The sequence below is a fragment of the Runella limosa DSM 17973 genome (assembly GCF_000482465.1).
GTDB classification, from domain to species: domain Bacteria; phylum Bacteroidota; class Bacteroidia; order Cytophagales; family Spirosomataceae; genus Runella; species Runella limosa.
Genome location: NZ_KI519428.1, coordinates 210,767 through 233,770, shown reverse-complemented (window position 1 = coordinate 233,770; position 23,004 = coordinate 210,767). Strand labels below are relative to the sequence as shown.

The window sequence follows — 23,004 nt, the reverse complement described above, 5'->3', positions numbered from 1 at the left end:
ACTACCGATTTTTTAAATTTTACCCGCTGATTGACGCAGATTTAAAACCGCAGAAAAACGCAAATAGTTAAGACTATAAAAACCTCTTTCAGCGAAAATTTGCGCTTGTATTATTCAGCGAGCATCTGCGGGTAAAAAATAAAAATCCCTAATTGACCAGTAACCGCCTTACAACCAAAGGCTACGGAGAAACCAAACCCATTGGCGGCAATAAAACTTTTGAAGGAAAGGCCGAAAATCGTCGGGTTGAGTTTGTGAAAGTAAATTAGTCATCACACTTTCCCGACAAATTTCACTTTTCTTTTCACAGCCTTTAACCACGCTTGGGTAATAAGCTCATGCCCTGAATAAGTCGGGTGTATGCCATCCCAAATCCAATAATCGTAATTAGGTTGATTAGAAAAACGTGCAAATACTGCCTGTAAATCAATAAAAATTGCGCCAAACTCCACCGCTATTGCTTTAGATGCTGCATGGTATTGGTTAAATAAATCCAAGTGAGTGCGGTGCATTTCCCCAAAGGTAGCACCAACAGGCACCAAAAACGGAGACATAACGACACACGTCACATCAGGAAACTGGGTAACTGTGTCTTTCATTAATGTTCGAAACGTTGATTCATAATTTGCGGGAGAATGCAAATCATCAGAAGTTTTGACGTACTTATGAAAATCATTGATGCCAACCAACACCGTTAAAACCTCTGGTTGATGGGCATACACATCCGTTGTCCAGCGTTCTTTTAGGTCGTTGATGGTATTCCCACTTATACCTCGATTCACAAAAGATAACCCTCTTTCGGAAAATTTCGCACCCAAACGCGTAGCTATGCTAAAAACATAACCATGTCCCAAAATGTGATTGGGGTCGGTATTTCGGCCTCTATTCCCATCAGTAATTGAATCCCCAATAAATACAAAACGTTTGGGATTCGTAACATGTGCTCGTGGTACCAAAGGCGACACGGCTGCTGTGGTCAGGAAAGTTCGTCGGGAGAGTTTCATTATGAATAAAGCCATATAAAAAAATTTAAGTTCTTATATGGCTTTTAGGGTGGTAAAAGATTATTTCTTAAAAATACGGTACAAACGCCCTTGGTCCGTCACGGCGTAGATAGCCCCGTCTTTGCCTTGTGTTACGTCGCGGAAACGTTGGTATTCCTGCGAAAGAAGACGCTCCTCTCCAACCACTTTATTGTTTTCAATCACCAAACGCGCAATGTGCATCCCGCTCAAACAACCCACAAACAAGTTGTTTTTCCACTCAGGCATCATGTCTCCACTGTAAAACGTCATTCCGCTTGGCGATACCGATGGATCCCAATAATAAACAGGTTGCTCCATACCTTCTTTTTGCTGAATCACTTCCCCAATCTGTTTGCCACTGTATTCGATTCCGTAAGTAATCACAGGCCAACCGTAGTTTTTACCCGATTGCACGCGGTTGATTTCGTCGCCGCCTCTTGGGCCAAATTCATTCGACCATAAATCGCCCGAAACAGGGTTAAATGTAAGCCCTTGCACGTTGCGGTGTCCGTACGAATACAACTCTGGTTTGGCTCCCGCCGTGCTGGCAAATGGACCATTGGCAACGGGTTTTCCATCGGTAGTGATGTGGACAATTTTTCCTAAACTAGAGTTCAATTGTTGCGCTTGGGGGCGGGTTACCATGTCCGAGCGCTCGCCTGTACTCACAAACAAATCGCCTTTTTTATCAAACAAAATACGACCTCCGTAGTGAAGATTTCCCTTGTGGGCAGGCGTGGCACGGTAAATAACCGTCGCACCTTCAATCTTTGTCTCATCGGCCGAAAGTTTTCCTTTCGCTACCGAAGTAAGCGTTCCACCGTCAAAGTTTTCGGCGAACGTCCAATATATCATTCGGTTTTTGTCAAAATTAGGGTCGATGGTAATTCCCAAAAGTCCACCCTGACCACTGGTATTTACGGCAGGAAGTCCCGTAATGGGCTTGCTCAATTCGCCGTTGGCTTTGGCAATACGTAAATTCCCTGCTTTTTCGGTGATAATCAAACGTCCATCTGGCAAGCTTTTTACGCCCCAAGGAAACGTCAAGCCTTCCGAAAGAACCTTAAATTCGTACGGAGTTTGGGTTTTTACGCCGCCAATTCGGGTTTGTCCAGCAAAGGCCGATTTGTAGGTCGAATTGGGAGCTTTTGTTTCAACTGGTTCAGTTTGACCCCACGAAGCGTACGCCAATGTGCCAAATACCATCGAAAAAAGTGCTGTTTTTTTCATTTTAGAATCGTTTGTCTTTTGTTTAAAAAGTTAAAATTAGAACACTGATTGAACTGATAATCAGCGATTAAAATCCGCCAAAATCTGTTTTATCCGTTCCATCGGTGTTCTATTAGCAATTAGCTTAAAATTTGATTAATCTTCTGCAACTCCTCCGCCGAAAACTCCTTATTTTCAAGGCATTTCAACGAATCGGTAAGCTGCTCTGGTTTACTAACACCCAAAATCACCGAAGTAATGCGCGGGTCTTTCAGTATCCATGCCAACGCCATTTGGGCTAAGTTTTGGCCTCTTTGTTGGGCAATTTCGTTCAATTGAAGCACCTGATTAAGTTTCTCTTCAGTGATACGGCCACTTTCCAACGCCCCATTTCCGCGTCCCGACGCCGCTCTTGAGTCAGACGGAATGCCCTTCAAGTACTTATTAGACAACAACCCCTGTGCCAAAGGCGAAAACGCAACACAACCCGCGCCGTTTTGTTCCAACACATCGAGGAGTCCGTTTTCCACCCAGCGTTCAAACATCGAATATTTTGGTTGGTGCACCAAGCAAGGTGTACCCATTTCACGTAACATCTTTACTGCCCTTTCGGTTTCGGCGGCGTTGTAATTTGAGATACCCACATAAAGCGCTTTCCCCTGGCGAACAATCAAATCCAAAGCTGCCATGGTTTCTTCCAAAGGTGTTTCGGGGTCGGGGCGGTGGTGATAAAAAATATCCACGTAGTCCAAGCCCATGCGCTTCAGGCTTTGGTCGAGGCTCGATACCAAGTATTTTTTAGAACCCCATTCGCCATACGGGCCTTGCCACATATAATAGCCTGCTTTGGTGGTGACAATCATTTCGTCGCGGTAAGGCAGCAGGTCTTTTTTCAAAACGCGACCAAAGGTTTCCTCGGCCGATCCCGCAGGCGGTCCATAATTATTGGCCAAATCAAAATGGGTAATGCCTTTATCAAACGCCAGTGTGATCATGTTTCGAGCATTTTCGAACTGGTCAATTCCCCCAAAATTGTGCCACAAGCCCAACGAAAGGGCAGGAAGTTTAATGCCACTTTTGCCGCATCGGCGGTATTCCATGGCGTCGTAACGCTGCGGAGAAGGTAAAAAAGCCATAGTATGTTATTTTTGCATTGATTTTAAAAACGATGCGCAAAAGTCGGGGTTATGAATCAAATAAAAATTGAACTGGAACAAGAAATTTGATTCTGTCCCATCTTTGTGAAAATGTTTTTCTCGAAGATGTAATACCCGAATGGAGAGTTTTCTGAGTTTATCTGTGTTATTAAATCTGTGAACATCTGTGAGACGATTTTTTTCACACGGATGTTCACAGATGGAATACCCGCAGATTGACCCAGAAATCTACCCTATGCACGCACAACTTCATCAATACATTTCTCGCTTTGTTCAACTTACGGAAGAAGAAACACAAGTGGTCGCCGACTGTTTGAAATGGAAAACTTTTCCCAAAAAAACGGTACTGCTCCAAGCAGGCGATGTTTGCCATTTTGAAGCCTACGTCATTAAAGGTTGCATTCGAGAATATTTTACTGACAAAGACGGCACTGAACTCACCTTGGAATTTGCCGTTGAGGATTGGTGGGTGAGCGATATTAGCAGTTTTGAACACCAAACTCCCAGCAGGATGACGATTGAGACGCTCGAAGACTGTGAATTGTTGGTACTTTCTCGGGAATCTAAAGACGAATTGCTCCGACGCGTCCCTAAACTGGAACGTATGTTTCGCCTGATGATTCAACGTCACTTGGCCGTTATTCAAACCCGATTGCTCCGCACGGTATCTTATTCGGCCATGGAGCAATTAGAGGAATTTTTGAAACGCTACCCAACCCTTCCCAACCGCGTGCCGCAGCAGTACATTGCGTCGTATTTGGGAATTACGCCCGAGTTTCTTAGCAAGTTAAGAAAGCGGCAAATGATGGGTAAAAACTGAATAACTGGCGTCCCGCCCCAGCAACACAAATAGTCAAAACTGCTTCTTGAGTTTTGTTAAAAGCGTAATCACTTCAACGCCTCCCAGTCTTCCTTAGAAGCCTTGGCTTTTTGGTACTCCATCAAACAAAGCCACTTGCCGTCACGCTTCACCAGTAAGGCTTCCAAATGCGTATAACCCTCCGAAATGAGCTTACCCGTGCCATCATGGGAAGTGAAATAGAAAATGCCCGTTTCGTGTGCGGTGGTTTCATCACCTATTCGTTGAGAAAAGCGAAACTGCACGTTGTCCATCTGCTTTCCTTGTTTGGTATTGAGAAAACCCTGTTTCCAGCCAGCCAATGCCTTCGTCATCGGATAGGATTGCTTATTTTTTCCCGAGGTAGTCACCAAGACCGCATTTTCGTGACAAGTGGCTTTGTAACCTTCAAAATCACCTTCTTTGACCGTTCGAGATATTTCCGCCCAATAACTCTTGTCTATTTCGGATTTGCGAAGCTGGTCTGCTGCCGATTGTGCTATCGTTTTGGTGACTGTCAGGAAAGTTAAAAGCAGGGTTGTCAGAAAAAGGATGTTTTTGTTCATTGTTAGGATTGGTTTTTGGGTTAAAGATAGCGAAAATACCGTGAGAGCTTTTCACTATTTGAGGTTTTTAAGACTTTTGATACTCACCGCTTCATCGGCTGCCCCTTCCAATACGTCAGGCTCCTCCACAGCCATTCGAGTGGGCCAAAAAGAAAGTATTTTAGCCAAATTGGACTGATAATCAACTGAAAAGCCCAAATAGCAAGCACCACAACATAAATTTGATAAAACGCCAACTCTGCGTAGTAATTCAGGCCATATCCAAAAAAGAAAAGTGTACAAATCAGCGAATGCGAAATGTAATTGGTAAATGCCATTCGCCCTACCGCCACCAAACGGTTCATCAAGCCCTGTACCACACCCGATTTGTAGAGCAAAATTAGCGCTGCGGCATGAGCCATCACCAGTAAAATCCGCTGAAAAGGGTATATCAAATTAACCCAGTTGATGGGTACTTGTTCCATACGAGCAAGATTTGCTTCAAGCGTTGAGAAATGATGAAAAGCATAATAATTGGCATAAATCACCAAGGGTAAACCAAGCCCGTAGCCAATTTTAACGACTCTCCAATATTCTTTGTTTGACCACGCTCCCGTCAGAAAACCCCATTTGAAAAGTGCTAAACCCAACAGCATCAAGGCCAGCGAATCCCAAATTTCAAAAGGCAAATACTTGGTCTGTATATCCAACGCAATCGGCCGCAAATAACCCGCAACGGTACTGTAATCTGACTTCATCTTTTTGGTGTTCGTTTTCGCATCTTCGCGATTAGGAATCATTGTTTTCTCAATCTCACGCCATTCGGTCAGCGCTTTTGTTTGGGTCGCTGTCAGGGTTTTGTTCTCACTTTTGGCTTTGGTAGCTTGAGAGTAGGCAATGCGTTTTTCACGAATGTCTTGGTACTGAATGGCGCCCGCCACAAAACTAACCACCGCTACAATGGGCACCGCCCACACCAAATATCGAGGTGGCACGTTGCGAAACAAATACAAAATCATTCCACAAACGGCGTAGAGGTAGAGAATCTCGCCAATCCACAATATGAGGTGCGCGTGAATCAGACCAAAAATCAACAACCAAAACATGCGGCGGTAATACAGCCAATGCACTGACGTTCCTTTGGCGCTTTTGTTAGCAATAAAAAGCAAGACCCCCGCTCCAAAAACCATCCCAAACATGGCCCGCATCTTGCCTTCAAAGAACACTCCAATGAATTGATAAAGCCAAAAATTGAAACTATCAGGGTCATTTTTGAATGCCTCAAACGAATAATCGGCCATCGAAAAACCTGGAATATTCATCATTAAAATACCCAACAGCGCGAAGCCTCGTAACATATCAATGAGGGAAATGCGGCTGTTTTCTGACACAGGTGCAGCAACGCTGGAAGACGTGAGTTTTTCCATGGGTTATGAACGTTTAGCGAGAAATAGAGTTTAGGTTTGAAAAAGTACGTAATTTTTTGATTATCAAAAAATTAAAAAAAAATCCCTTGCAAGAGTCAGGCTCCTACAAGGGAAATAAATCGGGGTTACGTGAAGGCGTTTTGCTTGTCGGTTATTCGTATAATTCAAACATTGCTTCAATTTCTACAGGAATGTTGTCGGGTAACGTGCCCATTCCAACCGCACTCCTTACGCCAATGCCATTTTCAGTGCCCCACACTTGGGCAAATAACTCACTGCATCCATTGATGACGTACGGATGACGCAAAAAATCGGACGTACAGTTCACCATTCCCAATACTTTCATTACCCGCTTTACTCGGTCCAACGAACCTACGTGGGTTTTGATAGTTGAAAGCATCGTGAGCCCCACTTGACGGGCGGCTAACTTGGCTTGCTCTATGTCTAACTCCTCGCCTACTCGCCCGATTATCAAGCTTTTATCATCCTGTACTGGCCCGTGACCCGAGAGAAACAAGTACTTTCCATCAATCAAATAAGGCTTATAGACCCCAAGCGGTGCGGGTGCAGGAGGTAACGATAATTCGAGGGCTGCAAACGCCTCTTCGGGGCTCAATGTTTCAATCACTGTCATGTTGTTGATTACTTTTGTGAATTATTGCTTATCCCACCAAACGCGCGTCAATAAATCGTCCGCTCCTTGGCGTTGAACGGCTTCATTGTACGAAGCTCGGTTGAGGGTTTGTTCCAAAACTGGGTACAAGAAACGACGGAAAATCTTACCACCCGTGGCGTTTCCAGGATATACGTTTGGCACCAACGCAGGGTAGCCCGTACGACGGTAATTGTTGTAAACCTCCTGAGCATCAGGGAAAATCCCCGCCCAGAATTGGTAATAAATTTGTTCGGTTTGTTCGGCTACCGTTCCCGATGTTTTCAACGCATGGGCCGTGATATAGCTATCAATGCGGGCTTTGTCGATGACGTTGGTGACGCCACTGATTAAATCCCACTGCTGCATGGCAGCACGAATACCTGTTTCGTACAAAGCTGAAGCCGTTTCGGTTTTATACCAACCTTTTAGCGCAGCTTCTGCCAACAAGAAGTTAGACTCTGCTGCGGTAAACAACAACAATGGCGCATCTACTTTCAACACCGTCGTTTGCTTCGGTTCAGAATACGTTATAAAATCAGAAGGCTTGGTCCCGTTGATGGTCGCAGGTAGTCCTTTCTGAATGCTCTCATCCGAACTTGCCGCTCCATTGACATATACCACCGACAACACCCCTAAACGCGGGTCTTTATTGGTTTTCAATGAATTAATAAACACATCTTGGTATTTTCCACCTTCGGTGTTGTTTGTTCCATCGGCACGGAGGTAGTTGTCGTTCAACAATTGCCACGCGATTGGGTTTTTGTTGATGTTTTGGCCCGAAGCCAAGTAACTCACTTTGGCAATGTCGGCATAGTCACGAATCACTCCACCCGCGATGGCCTTTGTCACCCAGCTTTGCGACGCAGCTGCGTCCACTTTCGACAAACGCATTCCCAAACGAAGCATGAGTGAGTAGGCAAACTTTTTCCATTTCGTACTATTGCCCTGATAAATCAAATCTGAATTACCGAAGGTCGTGGTGTTTGAGGCATCAAACGCATTCGCCGCCGTTTCCAACTCCTTCAACATATCGGCATAAATCGCACTTTGAGCGTCGTATTTGGGCTGGAATATCGAAAGATTGTATCCCTGTGCTGCTTCTGAGTACGGAATATCACCGTACAAATCCGTCAGGCGACTGTAACAAAATACGCGCCAAATACGCGCTGCGGCGTAGAGGTTTACTTTGGAGGGGTCATCTTTCACTGTTTTGATGACCTCTCCAATTTGGTTGATTTGAGTAGGGTAAGAATTGGAAAAAACACCACCCGTGGCGTTTACTTGCGACGCAGTATATTTTGAGCCGAAGCCTTCCACGTCGTTGTAGCTCGTGGTATATTGCATAAGTCCAAACAAAAGACTGCCTTTGTTTCCGCTGTTGGCAGCTCCGTCGTAGATGGCCTTGCTAAAAATGTAAGGGGTTGTCGGTACCGAAACCGCATTAGGGTTGGTATTGATTTCGACAAAATCTTTATCGCACGAGGCAAGGATAGCCATGCTACTCAATGCGAAAATCGGGAGTTTATATCTTGACAATAACTGTTTCATTTTCTTGTGCTTGGGTTAAAATTTCAGGTTCAAATTAATCCCGTACGAGCGTGTACGTGGCAAACCAATCGACTCAATTCCTTGGGCTGAACCGTTGGTCAACCCTTGTTCGGGATCAAAATTGTCGGTCTTTTTGAAGAGAATCAACAAGTTACGCCCCACCAACGACACACTTACCGATTTTACGCCTACTGCTTTCAGCAGCCCCGCAGGCAAGTTGTACGATACGATGATTTGACGTAGCTTCACAAAGCTTGCATCATGCACAAACAGCTCGGTGTAGCGGTTCAAGTTGTTGTAGTAAGCACTGCGTAAGTTGGCCACGGGAACCGTGTAGGCATAAGCATCTCCTTTAGCCGTTACTCCTTTCAAAGCCAATCCATTTTCTCGTCCTGGCAAGGTAGATTTCATCAAACCCAAACGCGTAGCATACACTTCCATTACGGAAAAAATACTCCCGCCAAACTTGCCGTCCACCAAGGCATCGAACGTGAAGTTTTTGTACTTAAAAGTGTTATTTAATCCCATCGTATAAGGATGTACGCCATTTCCTAAGTACTGGTTGTTGTCGGTTTGCAACGGAAGGTTTGAGTTGGTATCATAAATGATATTGCCCGCTGCATCTTTCTTCATGCGGTAACCATAAATACCCCCGAAAGGCATTCCTACTTGGTTGTTGATAAACGCATTTCCGTTGGCAGAGCTACCAATCGAGAAAGTCGAAATTCCGTCGGCCAATTTTAGGACTTCACTTTTGTTATACGCAAAATTGAAACTTGTATTCCACGAAAAGTCGGTTGCTTTGATAGGAGTTCCTTCAATCAATAACTCAATCCCTTTGTTGCTCAACTCCCCCGAGTTCAAAATGGCACTCGTATAACCCGAAGCCCCCGAAATAGGTACACTTACGATGTCGTTGGTTGATTTTTTGTTGTAAACAGCCGCGTCAATGTTGATTCGTCCGCCAAACAAACGCGTGGTAAAACCAAACTCAGTCGTGGTAGAAGTAAACGGTTTAAGCTCGGCATTGGTGATGGAATTTGAGCTTACGTTTTGCAACGGCACCGAACTAGCACTTGGCACGCTACTATAGGCAAGGTTGATAGCGTAAGGATCAGGACCACCACCGCCTACTTGCGCCCACGAAGCCCGCAATTTTAAGAAATCAACTGCATCGGGCATTTTAACAATATCCGAAAGCATCAAACTTGTCCCAACGCTTGGGTAAAAAATACGGTTGTTTTTAGGACTCAAGGTCGAAAACCAGTCTTGGCGCCCCGACAAAGTCACAAACCAGCTATTTTTCAAATCCAAATCCACCGACCCAAACACCGAATTGGTCTTTATTTTACTAGCAACAGGCGTGGCAATGGACGTTGCTAGGTTTGAATAACTGTAGAAATACGGAATCGTATAACCTTGGCCAAAGAAATCAAACTGGTTGTTTTCAAATTGACGCGTATTGGCTCCCGCCAACGCCGACAAGCCAATCGACTCTCCAAAACGAGTATTGTACGATGCCGTAACCATGCTATTGGTTTCTGATACATCCGACTTGATACCATCGTACTGCCCTTGCGGAATATACTGTCCGCCCGTTGGCATGATACTCGTAAAATTATAATTGTAAAAATCGCGCGTAGTCGTTGCCTTTAGCGTGAGATTTTTCAAGATGTCGTACGACACAGACGCTTGACCAATAAAGCGGTCTTTGGTATCGGTTTGTTTGAACTTATTGATAAAGAAATACCCGTTGGTCACAATCCCTGCGTCGTTCCAGAAAATTTCGTTTCCGTTGGCATCATGGCCTGGATCTAACCAGCGAACATCCACCGTATTGGCCACTTCATAAGCCATCCAGTTGGGGTTTCCGAGGGCATCCCCCGCAATCGGGCGGTTATGACCCTGTTCACGATTATACTGCATCACGGCCTCTGCACGAAGTCGGCTACTCAAATTGGCAGAGACGCTCAAGTTGGCCGATTTACGGTTATACGTATTGGATGGCAAAACGCTTTTAGCATCCAAATCAGACACTGATAAACGATACACAACGGCATCGTTTCCGCCAGAGAGCGCAATTGAGTTCGTGAGGTTAATGCCCGTTTGGTAGAAATTTTTTAAATTATTTTTTTGGGCAACATAAGGGTGCGTTTTTCCGTCGGCAGCTACATAATCCGTGGAACCGTCAATTTTTGAGCCAAACGAACGGCGACCTGTGGCTTGCGCCTGAGCGAGTGTTGTAGGTTTTACGCCACCGTCGCCTTGGCCGTATTCGTACTGAAAATCAGGAAATACCGACACATTTTCCATCGTAAAGGTTCCGTTATACTCTACCCCTACTCCTTTTTGAGATTTCCCTTTTTTAGTGGTAATCAAAATAACCCCATTGGCACCACGAGAACCGTAAAGCGCCGCCGCAGCACCGCCCTTGAGCACCGTCATCGATTCAATATCGTCGGGGTTGATGGCCGCAATCCCATCCCCACGGTCGGTACCTGCTTTTGTTCCTAATCCATTGACCAGCGAGCTTCCACCTGGTACGCTGTTGTCAATCGGCATCCCGTTGATAACGTACAAAGGCTGGCTATTGCCTGTCAATGAGCCATTTCCACGAATCACCACGCGACTAGACCCACCTGGCCCCGTCGATAGTCCCGTCGCATTTACCCCCGCAATTTTACCCGTCAGGGCGTTTGCTACGTTGTTTTCCCGCGCTTGCGTAAAACCCGTTCCTGCAATTTCAGTAACCGAGTACGACACCGCTTTTTTGTCCTTTTTAATCCCGAGGGCAGTGACGACTACTTCGGCAAGTTCTTGCGCACTTTCTTTCAGTTGCACCGTAACGGACGTTTGCGAAGGACTAAGGGTCAGTTCATAGGGTTCATACCCAATAAAACTCACCACAATTGTTACGTTTGTGGTACTTAGTGCTTCGGGAAGCGCCAATTTAAAGTTACCCTCTGCATCCGTACTTGTCCCAATTCGCTGATTTCCTTTCACAATTACCGAAGCACCCACCACAGGCATTGCGTCTTTTGCGGACACTACAGTCCCCTTTAGCTCGCCAATAGCCGCAAATTTTGCAGCATTTTGCAAATTCGCCCTCCCAGTCCCATGTGCATCAGAAGGGATAAAAGGGCTAAAAGTCAAGCACCCTGCCAGCGAAAGCCACAGATAGCGTTGATTTTGCTTAATAAGTCGATTTTTTTTCATATAGAGTTAAAACAGTTTGATAAGAACAAGGTGTTGGTAGTAATAGTGTTAAATCTTTGCAATATTTGCACAATGTTAAAAGATTATTATCTATTTACCGCAAAATTTGCAATTAAATTTTACTAAACCCCGCATAGCGCGTATTTTTACTTAATAGTTTTGCTGTTTTTGCAATATTCTAGTTATAGCTTTAGTAGCCATTTAGAATTTTACTTATCTTTGTATCGTACAATCGTTTGTTAATTTTTTGCAATAAAATGTCTGTCAATCTGCTTAAAAAAGAGCGGAAGGACCTGATTTTGAAAGAAATCAACGTCCATACGCGTATTTCGTTAAATGAGTTAGTGGATAAACTCAATGTCTCGGAGGATACTGTTAGAAGAGACATCAATGAACTTTCGGAAGAGGGAGAAATTATTAAGATTCGGGGAGGCGCCATGTCAAAGGCATACCACCATACCTCCAATCTCAAAGAAACCTACGCACATTCTCAGAAGGAGATTATTGGCCGCAAAACGCTCCATTTACTGAAGGAAGGAATGCTGGTCATCATCGGCGGCGGAACCACCATCCGCGAATTTGTCAAGCTCATCCCCGATGATTTTTCGGCAACGTTTATGACGGTTAACCCCCTGACTGCCGTGGAGTTGCTGGACAAACCTAACCTTGAAATTATCCTGATTGGGGGTCAATTGTCGCGCTACAGCCAGATGTCGGTTGGTGGTGAAGTACACCATCGACTATCAGAAATGAAAGCCGACCTTTGTATTATTGGTACCAACGCCATTGATGTACAAACGGGCTTAACTGACTCTGACTGGGAGACCGTGCAAGTGAAAAAAGCCATGATGAAAGCCTCTGACAAGGTGGCGATTTTGGCGATTTCGGAGAAATTAAATTCGGTAATGAAGATGAAAATCGCCGATTTGGACGAAATTGATTACCTCATTACCGAACTTCCCGCCGATGCGGCTATGATGGCGGCGTACCAAAATAGCAAATTGAAGGTGTTGTAGAAGGGGGAGTTTTAGACCATATTTTAGGTAAACAAAGATGGTATTCCATCATTCTTTGTCAATTTTATACATTCTTCCCCCGTCGGTAATCGCATAAAGCGCACCATCCGTTCCTTGGGTAAGGTCCCGAAACCGCTGTCCTTCAGAAGTAAGAAGGCGCTCTTCTCCCGTGACTTTATTGTTGGTAATGACCAGTCTTGCAATGTGTTGGCCACTCAACGCACCTACAAAAAGGTTGTTTTGCCATTCGGGAATGCGGTTTCCCTTGTAGAAAGTCATCCCGCTAGGAGATATGACAGGATCCCAATAATAAACGGGCTGTTCCATTCCATTTTGTTGTTGAATGCCCGAACCAATGGTTTGTCCACCGTATTCAATACCGTACGTAATGGTAGGCCAACCGTGATTTGCTCCTGGCAGCACCCGATTGATTTCATCCCCGCCACGAGGGCCGTGTTCGCTTTGCCACAACTCTCCCGTAGTTGGATGCAGTGCAATGCCTTGCGGATTTCGGTGTCCGATGCTAAACAACTCAGGTAAAGCCCCTGTTCCATTAAATGTTGGATTGCCAGAGGCAGGGCCACCATCGGTCGTGATGCGAACGATTTTCCCCAACGCCCCCGAAACCGATTGTGACAGCGGACGAGTAGCTAAGTTGGAGCGTTCGCCCGTACTGACGAGTAAATGTCCCGTTTTATCAAACAAAATACGCCCGCCATAATGCAAGGTGCTGTTGGCCGCAGGATTCGCTCGGTAAATGACGGTTGCATTTTCAATGGCCGTCTCGCCCATCGCCAATTTTCCTTTGGCTACTGCGGTGACTGTTCCCCCCGTTACATTTTCCGAGAATACCCAATAGACCATTCGGTCGGTTGCAAACGATGGCGAAACGCATACGCCAAGCAAGCCCCCCTGCCCGCCTGCGTTAACGGTTGGGATACCCGTGATAGGCACGCTCACCGTTCCCCCAGCCGTAACGATTCGCATTCTTCCCGACTTTTCGGTGACCAACAATCGTCCGTCTGGTAGCGAAGTGATGCCCCACGGAGCACTAAGCGAAGACGTAAGAAGGGTAACTTTATATGGCGTAGTGGTTTTCACTCCTCCAACCCGAGTTTGTCCCGAAAAAGTTGGTTTATAGCTTGTATTGGCGGGATTGGTTTCAACGGGGTTGCTTGTCGTTGGATTACTCGGAGTAGGATTTTGCGTTGTATCAGACGTACTATCTGCCTCTGAGCAAGCTATTATACTGAGCATCAATCCAGTAATCACGGTTAATTGAATGGTGTATTTCATACTGTTACAAATTTGCAGATTCCTATTTCCAACGCCTCAGCAATCTATTTAGTATTGATTTAACCCATTTTCACCTCGGTATATCGCGCGCCATTGGGACGCAGATGACGCTAATGCTTTGTAACGCAGATTATCGCAGATTGATTAGTAAAAATCTGCGATAAATTTATTTATCCGCGTCATCTGCGTTCCCAAGGTTCTACAATAAGTTATCCATATCGAAGGGCATTTTTCGTACTCGGGTACCTGTAGCGGCAAAAATAGCATTGGCCAACGCTGGCGCTACAGGTGGCAGCCCAGGGTATCGGCATCCGCCTCTACTGGCATCTTTTTGCTATTGATATTTAGGTTGTATTTTTTCATCTCTGTAAAGCTTCGCTTTGGGGTTACTTCAATTTTCTACCAAAAACTGGAAACTTGCTAAATTCTCCGTAGTCTTTAATTTGTTCAATCGTTTGTAGAATTTGCATGTCTTCAGTAGCGATTTCAAATTCCACTTCTGCATTATTTTTCATGTGTAGTGGATTAGCCGTTTTTGGCAAAGGCAACAAACCAAGTTGAAGACAATAGCGAATGGATAATTGTGGCACCGAAACCCCGTATTTTTCTGCCATTTTCACGACTGACTGATTTTTCATCAATTCACCATGTGCCATTGGCGAATAGGCTTCCACCAACATACCTTGTGCCCGCGAGTACTGAATCAATTCCAAAGGCGTATTACTTATATGGGCCAAAATTTGGTTAACCATGGGTTTTACGGTACAAGCATCGAGGATATTTTCTATGTCCTCTTTTTGGAAATTTGAGACTCCAATTGCTCGTAATTTTCCAGCACGATACGCCTCTTCAAAGGCTCGCCACACTTCTCGGTTGCCCTCAAAATAACGTTCGTCTTGATGAAACTCCATCCACGGTTTTGGGCTGTGAATCAGCATCAAGTCAAGGTAATCTAAACCAAAACGTTGTAATGAGGCGTCAATGGAAGAAATAGCACCTTGATATGACTTAATGGCCGCATCCAACTTTGACGTAATGAATAATTCTTCTCGCTGAACTTGACAGGCTCGAACGCCATCCCCAACTCCGTTTTCATTAGAATACGCCTGTGCTGAATCAATATGTCTGTACCCTAAATTAACCGCGTCAATGACCGCCTGAGCGGCTTTTTCGTTGCTAATTTCCCAAGTACCAAGCCCTAGCTTCGGTATTTCGACTCCGTTTGAGAGGATAAATTTTTCGTTTAAAATCATGATTTGATGTGTTTAAGGTGAATAATCAATGACTGTTTATAAAGGCCGTTGGCCTGTTATTTCAGGTTTTTGCTAAAATTGTAACTCACACCAATATTCCACATAAACGCCTTGTTTCCAGGCAAATCAGCTTTCATTGTTTGGTTGATGGTAGAACTGAGGCTAAATGGAAGTCTCTTGTGAGCTAGAACTGTGGTTAGCGTAAAATAGTCACCTCTAAAGCCATCCGTGTGTAAGAAAAATACCGACGGAAAAAGGCTGAGTCGAACGTTTTTGGACAAACCCAAATCGGCAAAAGCAGTATTCAAAAACAAGACGTTGGTAAACTGTGGGCCCCATTTTTGAAAGGCATGGCCTTGTAAATACATGGCACTCACACCAAATTTTTTGCTGATTTGATAACTTGGTACAATTTCAAACGCCCCGAATCTGAGCATCTCGGTAATTTCTTTGGTAACTCCTAGTTCGGTATCTTCTCGGCGAATTAAATTGAAAGCAGGGTGTACGCCCACCCTTAAACCAAACTTTTTAGCATCTACCAACTTGTAGCGAAGCCAAAGAAGAACACCACCTTTGCTGGCATTTGGTACGAGGCGAATATCTGGCTCGAAACTCAATCTTTTTTTACGCCAAGCTAAGTTTGAGATGAAGGCGGGGCTATTGAGCGAAAACGAAGGAATAATAGAAAAGCCATTGTTGGTAATGCCTACGGAGCCTGAAAAATTGGTCACATTTTGGGTGCTATCTGTCGTTTGAGCCAAGGCAATTAGAGTAAAAAAAGCAAAAAGAATGGAAAGAACGAGGAAGTTTAAAAGCTTCATTGATAGGTTGTTAAAATAGATACTGAGTAATTCTTTTGCAAAATTACTTCAGCCCCTACCTACTCCTTTTATACATTTTACGGTTTTACCTACCATTTTCACTGATGTTATTTCAATTTGTGTTTGAAGGTGGTAGTTTTGAAAAAAAAGCCCATGATAATCTTCGATACTATCAAAACCTACAGCGAATTTTTTAAAAATAAAACGCTGCATCCGCTGATCAACTATGTTGATTTGAATAAATCGGACGTGATTCCGAGGCACAAAGCTCGTATTGATTTTTATGCCATCATCACCAAAGAAACGCTTTGCGGTGAGTTCAGGTATGGCAATAAATCGTATGATTATTCCGACGGTTCAATGATTTTTATCGGGCCTAATCAGATTGTAGGCAGCGAACCCGAAGGAGAAATACATCAACCCTACGGCAAGGCGTTGGTATTTCATCCTGACCTCATTAAGGGTACGAATTTGGGGAAGCTAATTCATGAATACACTTTTTTCAGTTATGAGTTACATGAATCGTTACATCTATCGGACAGAGAAAGAGAAATTGTGGATCACTGCTACACAAATATCATCTCAGAAATTAGCCAGAATATTGATAAACACAGTAAAAAGCTGATTGTAGCCAATTTAGAGTTATTACTGAAATACTGTTCTCGTTTTTACGATCGCCAGTTTATCACGCGCGAACACGTCAATTATGGCTTAATCGAACAGTTTGAACAGAAGATTAACGACTACTTGTGGAGTGAGCACCTAACATTGAATGGTCTGCCTAACGTGGCATACTTCGCCCAAGAACTCCACCTCTCAGCCAATTATTTTGGCGATTTGGTCAAAAAAGAAACGGGAAAATCCGCCTTAGAATTTATTCATTTGAAACTCCTCGAAGTAGCCAAAGAGCGAGTGCTTGATTCGACCAAATCAATCAGCGAGGTATCGTACGAACTTGGTTTCAAATACCCCCAGCATTTCACTCGATTTTTCAAGCAAAAAGTGGGGGTAAGTCCGTTGGAATATCGGGGAGTGAATTGAGATTAACGAAAGTCGAATAAAAACTGCTGCAACGTGAGGTGATGAATGCCTTTGTACGTATTGGTCGTAGCAAAGCTATTTTGACTAATAACGTATTTCGGGTAGTTATCGTTGATAAGCAGTAGATTGCCAAATTCTCGGTCGATAGTCGCTTGTTCATGAAGCAAGTACGCCACTTGAAAATAGGTTATTTCTTGGTTTTTAGTGGCAATAAAATCTACCTCTTTGTCAGCCCACGCGCCCGTTTTTACATCATAACCACATGATTTTAAGTGATTAAATACTACATTTTCATATACCTTCTGAATATCTTTTGGGGAGAATCCAACGATATTATTCCTAATACCAATGTCCTCAAAATAGTATTTTTCGCCCACTTCAAAGATTCGCTTACCATTTATATCTTGTCGTTTTACCTTACGCACAATAAACGCATCGACCAGAAACTTGAGGTAATCAATCACCGTGTTGATCGATATTTGTATTTGTTGTGACTTGAGATAATCACTGATTTTTTTGGCAGAAAGCTGACTACCTACGTTGTCGGCGATGTAATTGACCAAGTTCTCTAAAAAAGCGACGTTTCGTATCTGATTGCGCTTAATAATGTCTCTGTACAAAATCGAATTGTAGATATTTTGCAAATATTCGCGCTTTATTCTGTCGTCGTCTGGTAGTATTGAAAGGCCCGCTAATCCACCAAATTGCAAGAATTTTTGAAAATTAGGTTCATTATTTTCGGCTTCATTAAGCTCTAAAAACTCTCGATAATCCAGCGGGAATACTTCTACTTCGATGAGGCGCCCACTGAGCAAGGTAGCCAATTCGCCCGAAAGTAGATTAGCATTGCTTCCCGTGACGTAAATATCGAAATTGGGCTTTTTGTAGAAATTACGTAGCGACTTCTCAAACTCTTTTATTTCTTGTACTTCATCAATAATAATAGCTACGCTTGATTGGGTTGTGTTGGCTATAATGTAATCGTTGAGCGATTGATAGTCGATAATGTTATCAAACTCATAGTTTTCTTTGTCAATATAGATTACCTGCACACCTTTAGCGGAGAGTTCGTCGGCAATCATTTGTAGCAGAAAACTTTTACCTACCCGCCGCTGTCCTAGCAATACCTTGATAAGCGGCTTGTTGATATAGGGTCTAATTTGCTGAAGATATTTTTCTCGTCTAAGTATTTTCATTATACTGAAATCTTACTGTAAAAGTAAATAAATTTTCAGTATAATGAAAACATTTGCAGATTCGTATTAAAATACTCCCATTTTCAAGCAAAAAGTAGGGGTAAGTCCGTTGGAGTATCGGGGAGTGAATTGAGGTTATACTTCAATCACAGGCACGTCGCCTTCCACAATCAGTTTTCCTTCTGTCACCGACTGAACATATTCGATGGTAATGCCTGGGGCAATTTCCAATAATTTGAAGCCTCCTTCGGGTACTACCTCAAATACCCCCAATTCGGTCACGATTTTTTTGACACAGCCAATGCCCGTCAGCGGCAACGTGCAACGTTTTAGGAGTTTAGACTCACCCGCTTTGTTGACGTGCTGCATGGCTACAATAATGTTTTTGGCCGAAGCCACCAAGTCCATCGCGCCGCCCATGCCTTTCACCATCTTACCAGGGATTTTCCAATTGGCGATGTCTCCGTTTTCAGCCACTTCCATCGCACCCAAAATTGTCAAGTCCACGTGCTCGCCGCGAATCATGGCAAAACTCTCGGCTGAACTGAACAACGACGAACCCTCTTGCATCGTCACGGTTTGTTTACCTGCGTTGATGAGATCCGCATCCACGTTTTCTTCGGTCGGGAACGGCCCAATACCCAACAAGCCATTTTCTGACTGAAGCACTACGTTGATGCCTTCGGGGATATAATTGGCGACTAAGGTAGGAATGCCAATACCGAGGTTGACGTAATAACCGTCGCGGAGTTCTTTAGCAATGCGCTTGGCGATACCGAATTTGTCGAGCCCCACCCCTGCCCTCTGCATCGGCGGACCGCCCTGTAGGGAGGGGGTATTTGTTTCTTTTTCAGAAACTGAAGTACTTACCGTCCGCTGCTCAATGCGTTTTTCGTAATCTTTTCCTTCAAAAATACGCTGAACGTAGATGCCTGGTACGTGAATTTCGTTGGGGTCGAGGGTGCCCGCAGGAACTAATTCTTCCACTTCGGCAATACAGATTTTACCCGCTGCGGCCATCATTGGGTTGAAGTTACGCGCCGTACCGCGAAACACTAAGTTGCCAGACGTATCTCCTTTCCAAGCCTTTACAATCGAAAAGTCAGCGCGCAGCCACGATTCCAGCAAGTATTTTTTTCCGTTAAACTCTCTAACCTCCTTTCCTTCTGCTACTTCGGTACCAACCCCCGCAGGTGTAAAAAACGCGGGAATCCCTGCTCCTCCAGCTCGTACTCGTTCGGCCAATGTTCCCTGCGGAATGAGTTCAACTTCTAACTCTCCCGAAAGCAGCTGTCGCTCAAACTCCTTATTTTCACCCACATACGACGAAATCATTTTTTTAACTTGCCGCTGTTGGAGCATTAATCCTATCCCAAAGGTATCGACACCTGCGTTGTTAGAAATGCACGTTAACTCTTTGACTCCTTTCGCCACCAAGGCCGAAATGCAGTTTTGGGGAATTCCACAAAGTCCAAATCCTCCTAGCATCAGCACGGCTCCATCTTCTATATCGGCCACGGCCTCAGCCGCGCCACTTACTACTTTATTTATCATTGTTTATCCTCTGTTAATCTGTTTCTGGATCCAATCGGGTCTGTCGGGTCTGACTATCGTCTGACCCTGTCCCCTGCCTTAGCTCACGGTCAGACGGTAGTCAGACTGATACCATTGCTTGTAAAACGACCCACGAATGGCTTTAGTTTATTTTATACACCTGAATCAGTACTTTATCGGGCTTACGAATCCCCGTCGCTACAAACACCGATTGGCTCAACCACGCATACTTAGGATCGGCGGTTTCAAAAATAGGAATCGAGCGAAAATAATACTCCGACGGATCTACCTCTTTGCCTTCGGACAGTCGTTTCATCACCTCGGCAGGGCCGCGCCGAAGCCCTTGATTGACAATGGTTATCAAGGCTCCATCTTCGGTTATTAATACATAACGAGCGTCCAATTCTGCCACTCCGTCGGGGCGAATTACTTGCCAATCGTAGCCCCCTGCTTGTACGTTACCTTTGATTTCAGGCCCTTCAAACGTACCTCCCGTAATTGGAATCATACGTCTGTTACCACGGTGCGTATCACCCATCACTTGAATGGCCGATACCTCTACGCTTAATTCAAATGCAAACTCTAATTCCATCATTGATTTCTTATTTAAAGTCACCCTCGTGGTCTCCATTCATTCACTTTTTCAGTTTTAAATTTATGGGTTTTGCCGTTTTACGGTTCATTTACTTCTTTTGGTTAAGCGTCTGCACATCAAAGCCCGCAATTTTTTTATAATGATCCATCACGTTTGCCAATTCTTCGTGGGGAATTTCATCTGGCGTAAACCCTTGTGGAAAACGTTCTTCCATCATGTCCATGATTTGATCGGGGCCTTTCGCTCGGTTTTGAAGGACTACTTTAGCCGCCGCAGGAACCCGTTCTTTATCGTAGGCTTCCAACGCGTCAACTACGTTTTCTGAAGTTAACAGACATTCTGCCAAATAGTCTGCATCAAGAATCGCCTGCGATGCCCCGTTGGAACCAATCGGATACATGGGGTGGGCCGCATCTCCCAAAAGCGTTACTCGCCCAAACGTCCAGCGGTCGAGCGGGTCACGGTCCGACATCGGGAACTCATAGACGGCTTTGGCTCCGTTAATCATGGCGGGAACATCCAACCAATCAAACGTCCATTCTTTGTAGATATCTACCAACCTAGCTTTATCTGCTTCGCGGTTCCAGTCGCGGGCCGTCAATCTCGACTTACCTTCTTTCAAATTACCTACCCAGTTGATGAGGTAATTCCCATCTGCATCGGGCGTGGGGTCGATGGGATACACCACCATTTTTTGCTGCATACTCCCAATCATCGCCATCGAGCTCCCGTTCAAAAAGGGCTTCATGCGCGTTGTACCACGATAAAGTACATTTTCGGAATAGACAGGAGGCCCTTCGTTGGGATACAGTTGTTGGCGTACCACCGAGTTAATTCCATCCGCGCCAATGAGTAACTCACCCGTTTCCACTCTGCTATTTTCGCCCGTTTCTCGATTGGTAAAATACGCAGTTACACCCGTTTCATCTTGCTCAAAGCGCGCCAAGTGGTGATTAGCAATTAGGCGTTCTTCTCCAAGTACTCGCTTGGCTTCTTCCCACAAAATCATTTGTAACGTGCCTCGGTGAATAGAAAACTGAGGCCATTTGTACCCCGCAAATCGTCCACGAGGTTCCGTCCAAAACTGTTGCCCAAACTTATTGAAATAGACCAAATCAGTGGTTTCAATCGCATTTTTTGCCAAAATACCTTGGAGGCCAAGGTTGGTAAGTACCCTCACCGAATGTGGGAGCGTATTGATTCCTACACCTAGTGGTTTTACTTCTTTGACCGATTCAAAAACCTTTACTTCAAAACCAGCTTGGTGAAAGCGCAGGGCAGTGGTAAGTCCTCCAATTCCTCCGCCGATTATTATAATTTTCATGGTTTAATCTTTAAAATATGGTTGAATATGATTAGCACCAAACCATAACCCCAACAACCCTATGAATGCCACCCCTGCCATGACGCCTACCATAGGCATGGCAGTTCCGTTGTCAAAATAACTACAAATAGCAGAAGCCACAGCCCCCGCACCCATCTGAAAACTGCCTAGTAATGCCGTAGCAGAGCCTACATTTTTAGAAAAAGGGCGAATAGCTAAGGCCATCGCATTGGCCCCAATCATTCCCAAACAAAACGTGTACACCGCAACGAGGGCCATCAAACTCCCTAAGGAGAGGTATTGAAAAGCTACCACCAATACCAATCCAATGCCCATAACAGCTTGGACGAGTAAACCCCTCAGCGCGATGGTCTCGCTTGAATGGTATTTTAACAACCACCTATTTAACTGGCTTCCGACAACAAAAGAGGCGGCATTGAGACCAAATACCCAGCCAAAAGTTCGCTCGTCGAGGCCAAGGAGTTTCATATAGACAAAAGGGGCATTGGCAATAAAGGCAAAAATCCCCGCCGTATTCATGGCGGCTACGATGGTAAAACCGATAAAGGCGCGGTTTTGGATAATCGAATAAAAATCAGTGAGTACGGCTTTAGGTTTCAGTGATACGCTTCGGTCTTTTCCCCTCGACTCGGGTAAATAGAAATAAACCAACACCAAAATAAGACTAGCAAAAGCCGCCAACACCCAGAAAATGGCTCTCCAGCCCATACCTATCACCACAAAACCACCTACTGAGGGAGCAATGATGGGGGCAATGCCCATCACCAAGGTCATGGTTGAAAATACTTGAGCCAAACGATTGGCAGGAAAAACGTCGCGAACAATGGCGCGGTTGGCGACCATTCCCATGCTTCCTCCGATGGCCTGAAAAAATCGAAGTAGGATTAACCCTTCCACGGAATTGACCATCGAACAGCCAATACTCGCAATGATGTACAGCCCCAGCATGATGAGCAGGGGATTTTTACGTCCAAAACGATCTACTAGCGGGCCATTGAGAAGCTGTCCCAAACAAATCCCCACAAAATAGCTACTCATCGAATAGGCCACTTCGGCGATAGTTACGTTCAATTCTTGGGCAATGGTGGGAAATGCAGCCAAGTACATATCGGTCGAAAATGGCCCGATACCTTGCAAGGCTCCTAGAAGTAATATGATTTGTTGTTCTTGTTTTTTTGTCATGAAGAAGGGGTTGCAAACCTATGAGGTTTTGTACTCTTTTAATTTTCAAACCTCATAGGTTTATTTAAACCAAAATTGACTAATT

At 44.6% G+C, this 23,004-nt stretch carries 19 protein-coding genes and 1 pseudogene; 3 read left to right on the top strand and 17 right to left on the bottom strand.

Annotated features, from left to right (window positions below):
* Positions 1-272 precede the first annotated feature (272 nt).
* The 3 genes from K339_RS0128445 to mgrA all read right to left on the bottom strand — a co-directional run bounded on the left by K339_RS0128445 (position 273) and on the right by mgrA (position 3,370).
* Positions 273-1,019: an SGNH/GDSL hydrolase family protein gene (locus tag K339_RS0128445; RefSeq protein ID WP_084332343.1), complete on the bottom strand. Its 747-nt coding sequence runs from the start codon at positions 1,017-1,019 to the stop codon at positions 273-275.
* A gap of 45 nt (positions 1,020-1,064) precedes the next feature.
* Positions 1,065-2,255 (bottom strand): PQQ-dependent sugar dehydrogenase, encoded by a 1,191-nt coding sequence (locus K339_RS0128440; protein WP_028526639.1) that lies wholly within the window; start codon positions 2,253-2,255, stop codon positions 1,065-1,067.
* A 119-nt stretch (positions 2,256-2,374) separates the two neighbouring features.
* Positions 2,375-3,370 (bottom strand): L-glyceraldehyde 3-phosphate reductase, encoded by a 996-nt coding sequence (gene mgrA, locus K339_RS0128435; protein ID WP_028526638.1) that lies wholly within the window; start codon positions 3,368-3,370, stop codon positions 2,375-2,377.
* A gap of 187 nt (positions 3,371-3,557) precedes the next feature.
* On the opposite strand from mgrA, the gene K339_RS0128430 reads away from it, so the two are divergent.
* Positions 3,558-4,211, top strand: coding sequence for a Crp/Fnr family transcriptional regulator (locus K339_RS0128430; protein WP_229598838.1), 654 nt, complete (start codon positions 3,558-3,560; stop codon positions 4,209-4,211).
* Positions 4,212-4,279: 68 nt separating this feature from the next.
* Here the strand turns inward: K339_RS0128430 and K339_RS0128425 are convergent, their stop codons facing one another.
* The 5 genes from K339_RS0128425 to K339_RS35125 all read right to left on the bottom strand — a co-directional run bounded on the left by K339_RS0128425 (position 4,280) and on the right by K339_RS35125 (position 11,620).
* Positions 4,280-4,795: a nuclear transport factor 2 family protein gene (locus K339_RS0128425; RefSeq protein WP_028526636.1), complete on the bottom strand. Its 516-nt coding sequence runs from the start codon at positions 4,793-4,795 to the stop codon at positions 4,280-4,282.
* Between the two features lie 83 nt (positions 4,796-4,878).
* Complete coding sequence (locus tag K339_RS0128420; protein WP_051398312.1) at positions 4,879-6,201, bottom strand: DUF418 domain-containing protein; 1,323 nt, start codon at positions 6,199-6,201, stop codon at positions 4,879-4,881.
* Positions 6,202-6,352: 151 nt separating this feature from the next.
* Positions 6,353-6,835 (bottom strand): RidA family protein, encoded by a 483-nt coding sequence (locus tag K339_RS0128415; RefSeq protein WP_037302101.1) that lies wholly within the window; start codon positions 6,833-6,835, stop codon positions 6,353-6,355.
* 21 nt (positions 6,836-6,856) lie between these two features.
* Positions 6,857-8,404 carry a SusD/RagB family nutrient-binding outer membrane lipoprotein gene (locus K339_RS0128410; RefSeq protein ID WP_028526633.1) on the bottom strand — a complete coding sequence of 516 codons (1,548 nt, stop codon included), beginning with the start codon at positions 8,402-8,404 and terminating at the stop codon, positions 6,857-6,859.
* A 15-nt stretch (positions 8,405-8,419) separates the two neighbouring features.
* Complete coding sequence (locus K339_RS35125; RefSeq protein WP_051398311.1) at positions 8,420-11,620, bottom strand: SusC/RagA family TonB-linked outer membrane protein; 3,201 nt, start codon at positions 11,618-11,620, stop codon at positions 8,420-8,422.
* A 257-nt stretch (positions 11,621-11,877) separates the two neighbouring features.
* Here K339_RS35125 and K339_RS0128400 point away from each other — a divergent pair, with 257 nt between their 5' ends.
* Entirely contained in the window at positions 11,878-12,636 is a 759-nt protein-coding gene (locus K339_RS0128400; protein ID WP_028526632.1) for a DeoR/GlpR family DNA-binding transcription regulator, read from the top strand.
* Between the two features lie 48 nt (positions 12,637-12,684).
* On the opposite strand, the gene K339_RS0128395 is transcribed toward K339_RS0128400, so the two are convergent.
* The 3 genes from K339_RS0128395 to K339_RS0128385 form a co-directional block, all read right to left on the bottom strand.
* Positions 12,685-13,932, bottom strand: coding sequence for a PQQ-dependent sugar dehydrogenase (locus K339_RS0128395; protein WP_028526631.1), 1,248 nt, complete (start codon positions 13,930-13,932; stop codon positions 12,685-12,687).
* A 386-nt stretch (positions 13,933-14,318) separates the two neighbouring features.
* Positions 14,319-15,185 carry an aldo/keto reductase gene (locus K339_RS0128390; protein WP_028526630.1) on the bottom strand — a complete coding sequence of 289 codons (867 nt, stop codon included), beginning with the start codon at positions 15,183-15,185 and terminating at the stop codon, positions 14,319-14,321.
* Positions 15,186-15,241: 56 nt separating this feature from the next.
* The gene (locus K339_RS0128385) at positions 15,242-16,006 is read right to left on the bottom strand and encodes a hypothetical protein (RefSeq protein ID WP_028526629.1); all 765 of its coding nucleotides are present in this window, start codon (positions 16,004-16,006) and stop codon (positions 15,242-15,244) included.
* Between the two features lie 153 nt (positions 16,007-16,159).
* On the opposite strand from K339_RS0128385, the gene K339_RS0128380 reads away from it, so the two are divergent.
* Positions 16,160-17,047, top strand: coding sequence for a helix-turn-helix domain-containing protein (locus K339_RS0128380; protein WP_028526628.1), 888 nt, complete (start codon positions 16,160-16,162; stop codon positions 17,045-17,047).
* Between the two features lie 2 nt (positions 17,048-17,049).
* Here K339_RS0128380 and K339_RS0128375 read toward each other — a convergent pair whose 3' ends face one another.
* The 6 genes and pseudogenes from K339_RS0128375 to K339_RS35120 form a co-directional block, all read right to left on the bottom strand.
* Positions 17,050-18,243 (bottom strand): ATP-binding protein, encoded by a 1,194-nt coding sequence (locus K339_RS0128375; protein WP_028526627.1) that lies wholly within the window; start codon positions 18,241-18,243, stop codon positions 17,050-17,052.
* 135 nt (positions 18,244-18,378) lie between these two features.
* A complete protein-coding gene (locus K339_RS37970) occupies positions 18,379-19,053 on the bottom strand; it encodes a 3-oxoacid CoA-transferase subunit B (protein ID WP_229598843.1) in 675 nt (224 codons plus the stop codon).
* Positions 19,054-19,107: 54 nt separating this feature from the next.
* Positions 19,108-19,797, bottom strand: a pseudogene (locus K339_RS37965) (CoA transferase subunit A); the annotation flags it as partial.
* A gap of 142 nt (positions 19,798-19,939) precedes the next feature.
* Complete coding sequence (locus K339_RS0128365) at positions 19,940-20,392, bottom strand: DUF3237 domain-containing protein (protein ID WP_229598837.1); 453 nt, start codon at positions 20,390-20,392, stop codon at positions 19,940-19,942.
* An 88-nt stretch (positions 20,393-20,480) separates the two neighbouring features.
* Positions 20,481-21,716 (bottom strand): flavin-dependent oxidoreductase, encoded by a 1,236-nt coding sequence (locus tag K339_RS0128360; protein WP_028526624.1) that lies wholly within the window; start codon positions 21,714-21,716, stop codon positions 20,481-20,483.
* 3 nt (positions 21,717-21,719) lie between these two features.
* Positions 21,720-22,919 carry a multidrug effflux MFS transporter gene (locus K339_RS35120; protein WP_037302096.1) on the bottom strand — a complete coding sequence of 400 codons (1,200 nt, stop codon included), beginning with the start codon at positions 22,917-22,919 and terminating at the stop codon, positions 21,720-21,722.
* Positions 22,920-23,004: the final 85 nt, after the last annotated feature.

Coding starts and splice junctions, on each gene's coding strand:
- K339_RS0128445 (WP_084332343.1), bottom strand. CDS start 1,019: ATGGCTTTATTCATAATGAAACTCTCCCGACGAACTTTCCTGACCACA.
- K339_RS0128440 (WP_028526639.1), bottom strand. CDS start 2,255: ATGAAAAAAACAGCACTTTTTTCGATGGTATTTGGCACATTGGCGTAC.
- mgrA (WP_028526638.1), bottom strand. CDS start 3,370: ATGGCTTTTTTACCTTCTCCGCAGCGTTACGACGCCATGGAATACCGC.
- K339_RS0128425 (WP_028526636.1), bottom strand. CDS start 4,795: ATGAACAAAAACATCCTTTTTCTGACAACCCTGCTTTTAACTTTCCTG.
- K339_RS0128420 (WP_051398312.1), bottom strand. CDS start 6,201: ATGGAAAAACTCACGTCTTCCAGCGTTGCTGCACCTGTGTCAGAAAAC.
- K339_RS0128415 (WP_037302101.1), bottom strand. CDS start 6,835: ATGACAGTGATTGAAACATTGAGCCCCGAAGAGGCGTTTGCAGCCCTC.
- K339_RS0128410 (WP_028526633.1), bottom strand. CDS start 8,404: ATGAAACAGTTATTGTCAAGATATAAACTCCCGATTTTCGCATTGAGT.
- K339_RS35125 (WP_051398311.1), bottom strand. CDS start 11,620: ATGAAAAAAAATCGACTTATTAAGCAAAATCAACGCTATCTGTGGCTT.
- K339_RS0128400 (WP_028526632.1), top strand. CDS start 11,878: ATGTCTGTCAATCTGCTTAAAAAAGAGCGGAAGGACCTGATTTTGAAA.
- K339_RS0128395 (WP_028526631.1), bottom strand. CDS start 13,932: ATGAAATACACCATTCAATTAACCGTGATTACTGGATTGATGCTCAGT.
- K339_RS0128390 (WP_028526630.1), bottom strand. CDS start 15,185: ATGATTTTAAACGAAAAATTTATCCTCTCAAACGGAGTCGAAATACCG.
- K339_RS0128385 (WP_028526629.1), bottom strand. CDS start 16,006: ATGAAGCTTTTAAACTTCCTCGTTCTTTCCATTCTTTTTGCTTTTTTT.
- K339_RS0128380 (WP_028526628.1), top strand. CDS start 16,160: ATGATAATCTTCGATACTATCAAAACCTACAGCGAATTTTTTAAAAAT.
- K339_RS0128375 (WP_028526627.1), bottom strand. CDS start 18,243: ATGAAAATACTTAGACGAGAAAAATATCTTCAGCAAATTAGACCCTAT.
- K339_RS37970 (WP_229598843.1), bottom strand. CDS start 19,053: ATGCAGAGGGCAGGGGTGGGGCTCGACAAATTCGGTATCGCCAAGCGC.
- K339_RS0128365 (WP_229598837.1), bottom strand. CDS start 20,392: ATGATGGAATTAGAGTTTGCATTTGAATTAAGCGTAGAGGTATCGGCC.
- K339_RS0128360 (WP_028526624.1), bottom strand. CDS start 21,716: ATGAAAATTATAATAATCGGCGGAGGAATTGGAGGACTTACCACTGCC.
- K339_RS35120 (WP_037302096.1), bottom strand. CDS start 22,919: ATGACAAAAAAACAAGAACAACAAATCATATTACTTCTAGGAGCCTTG.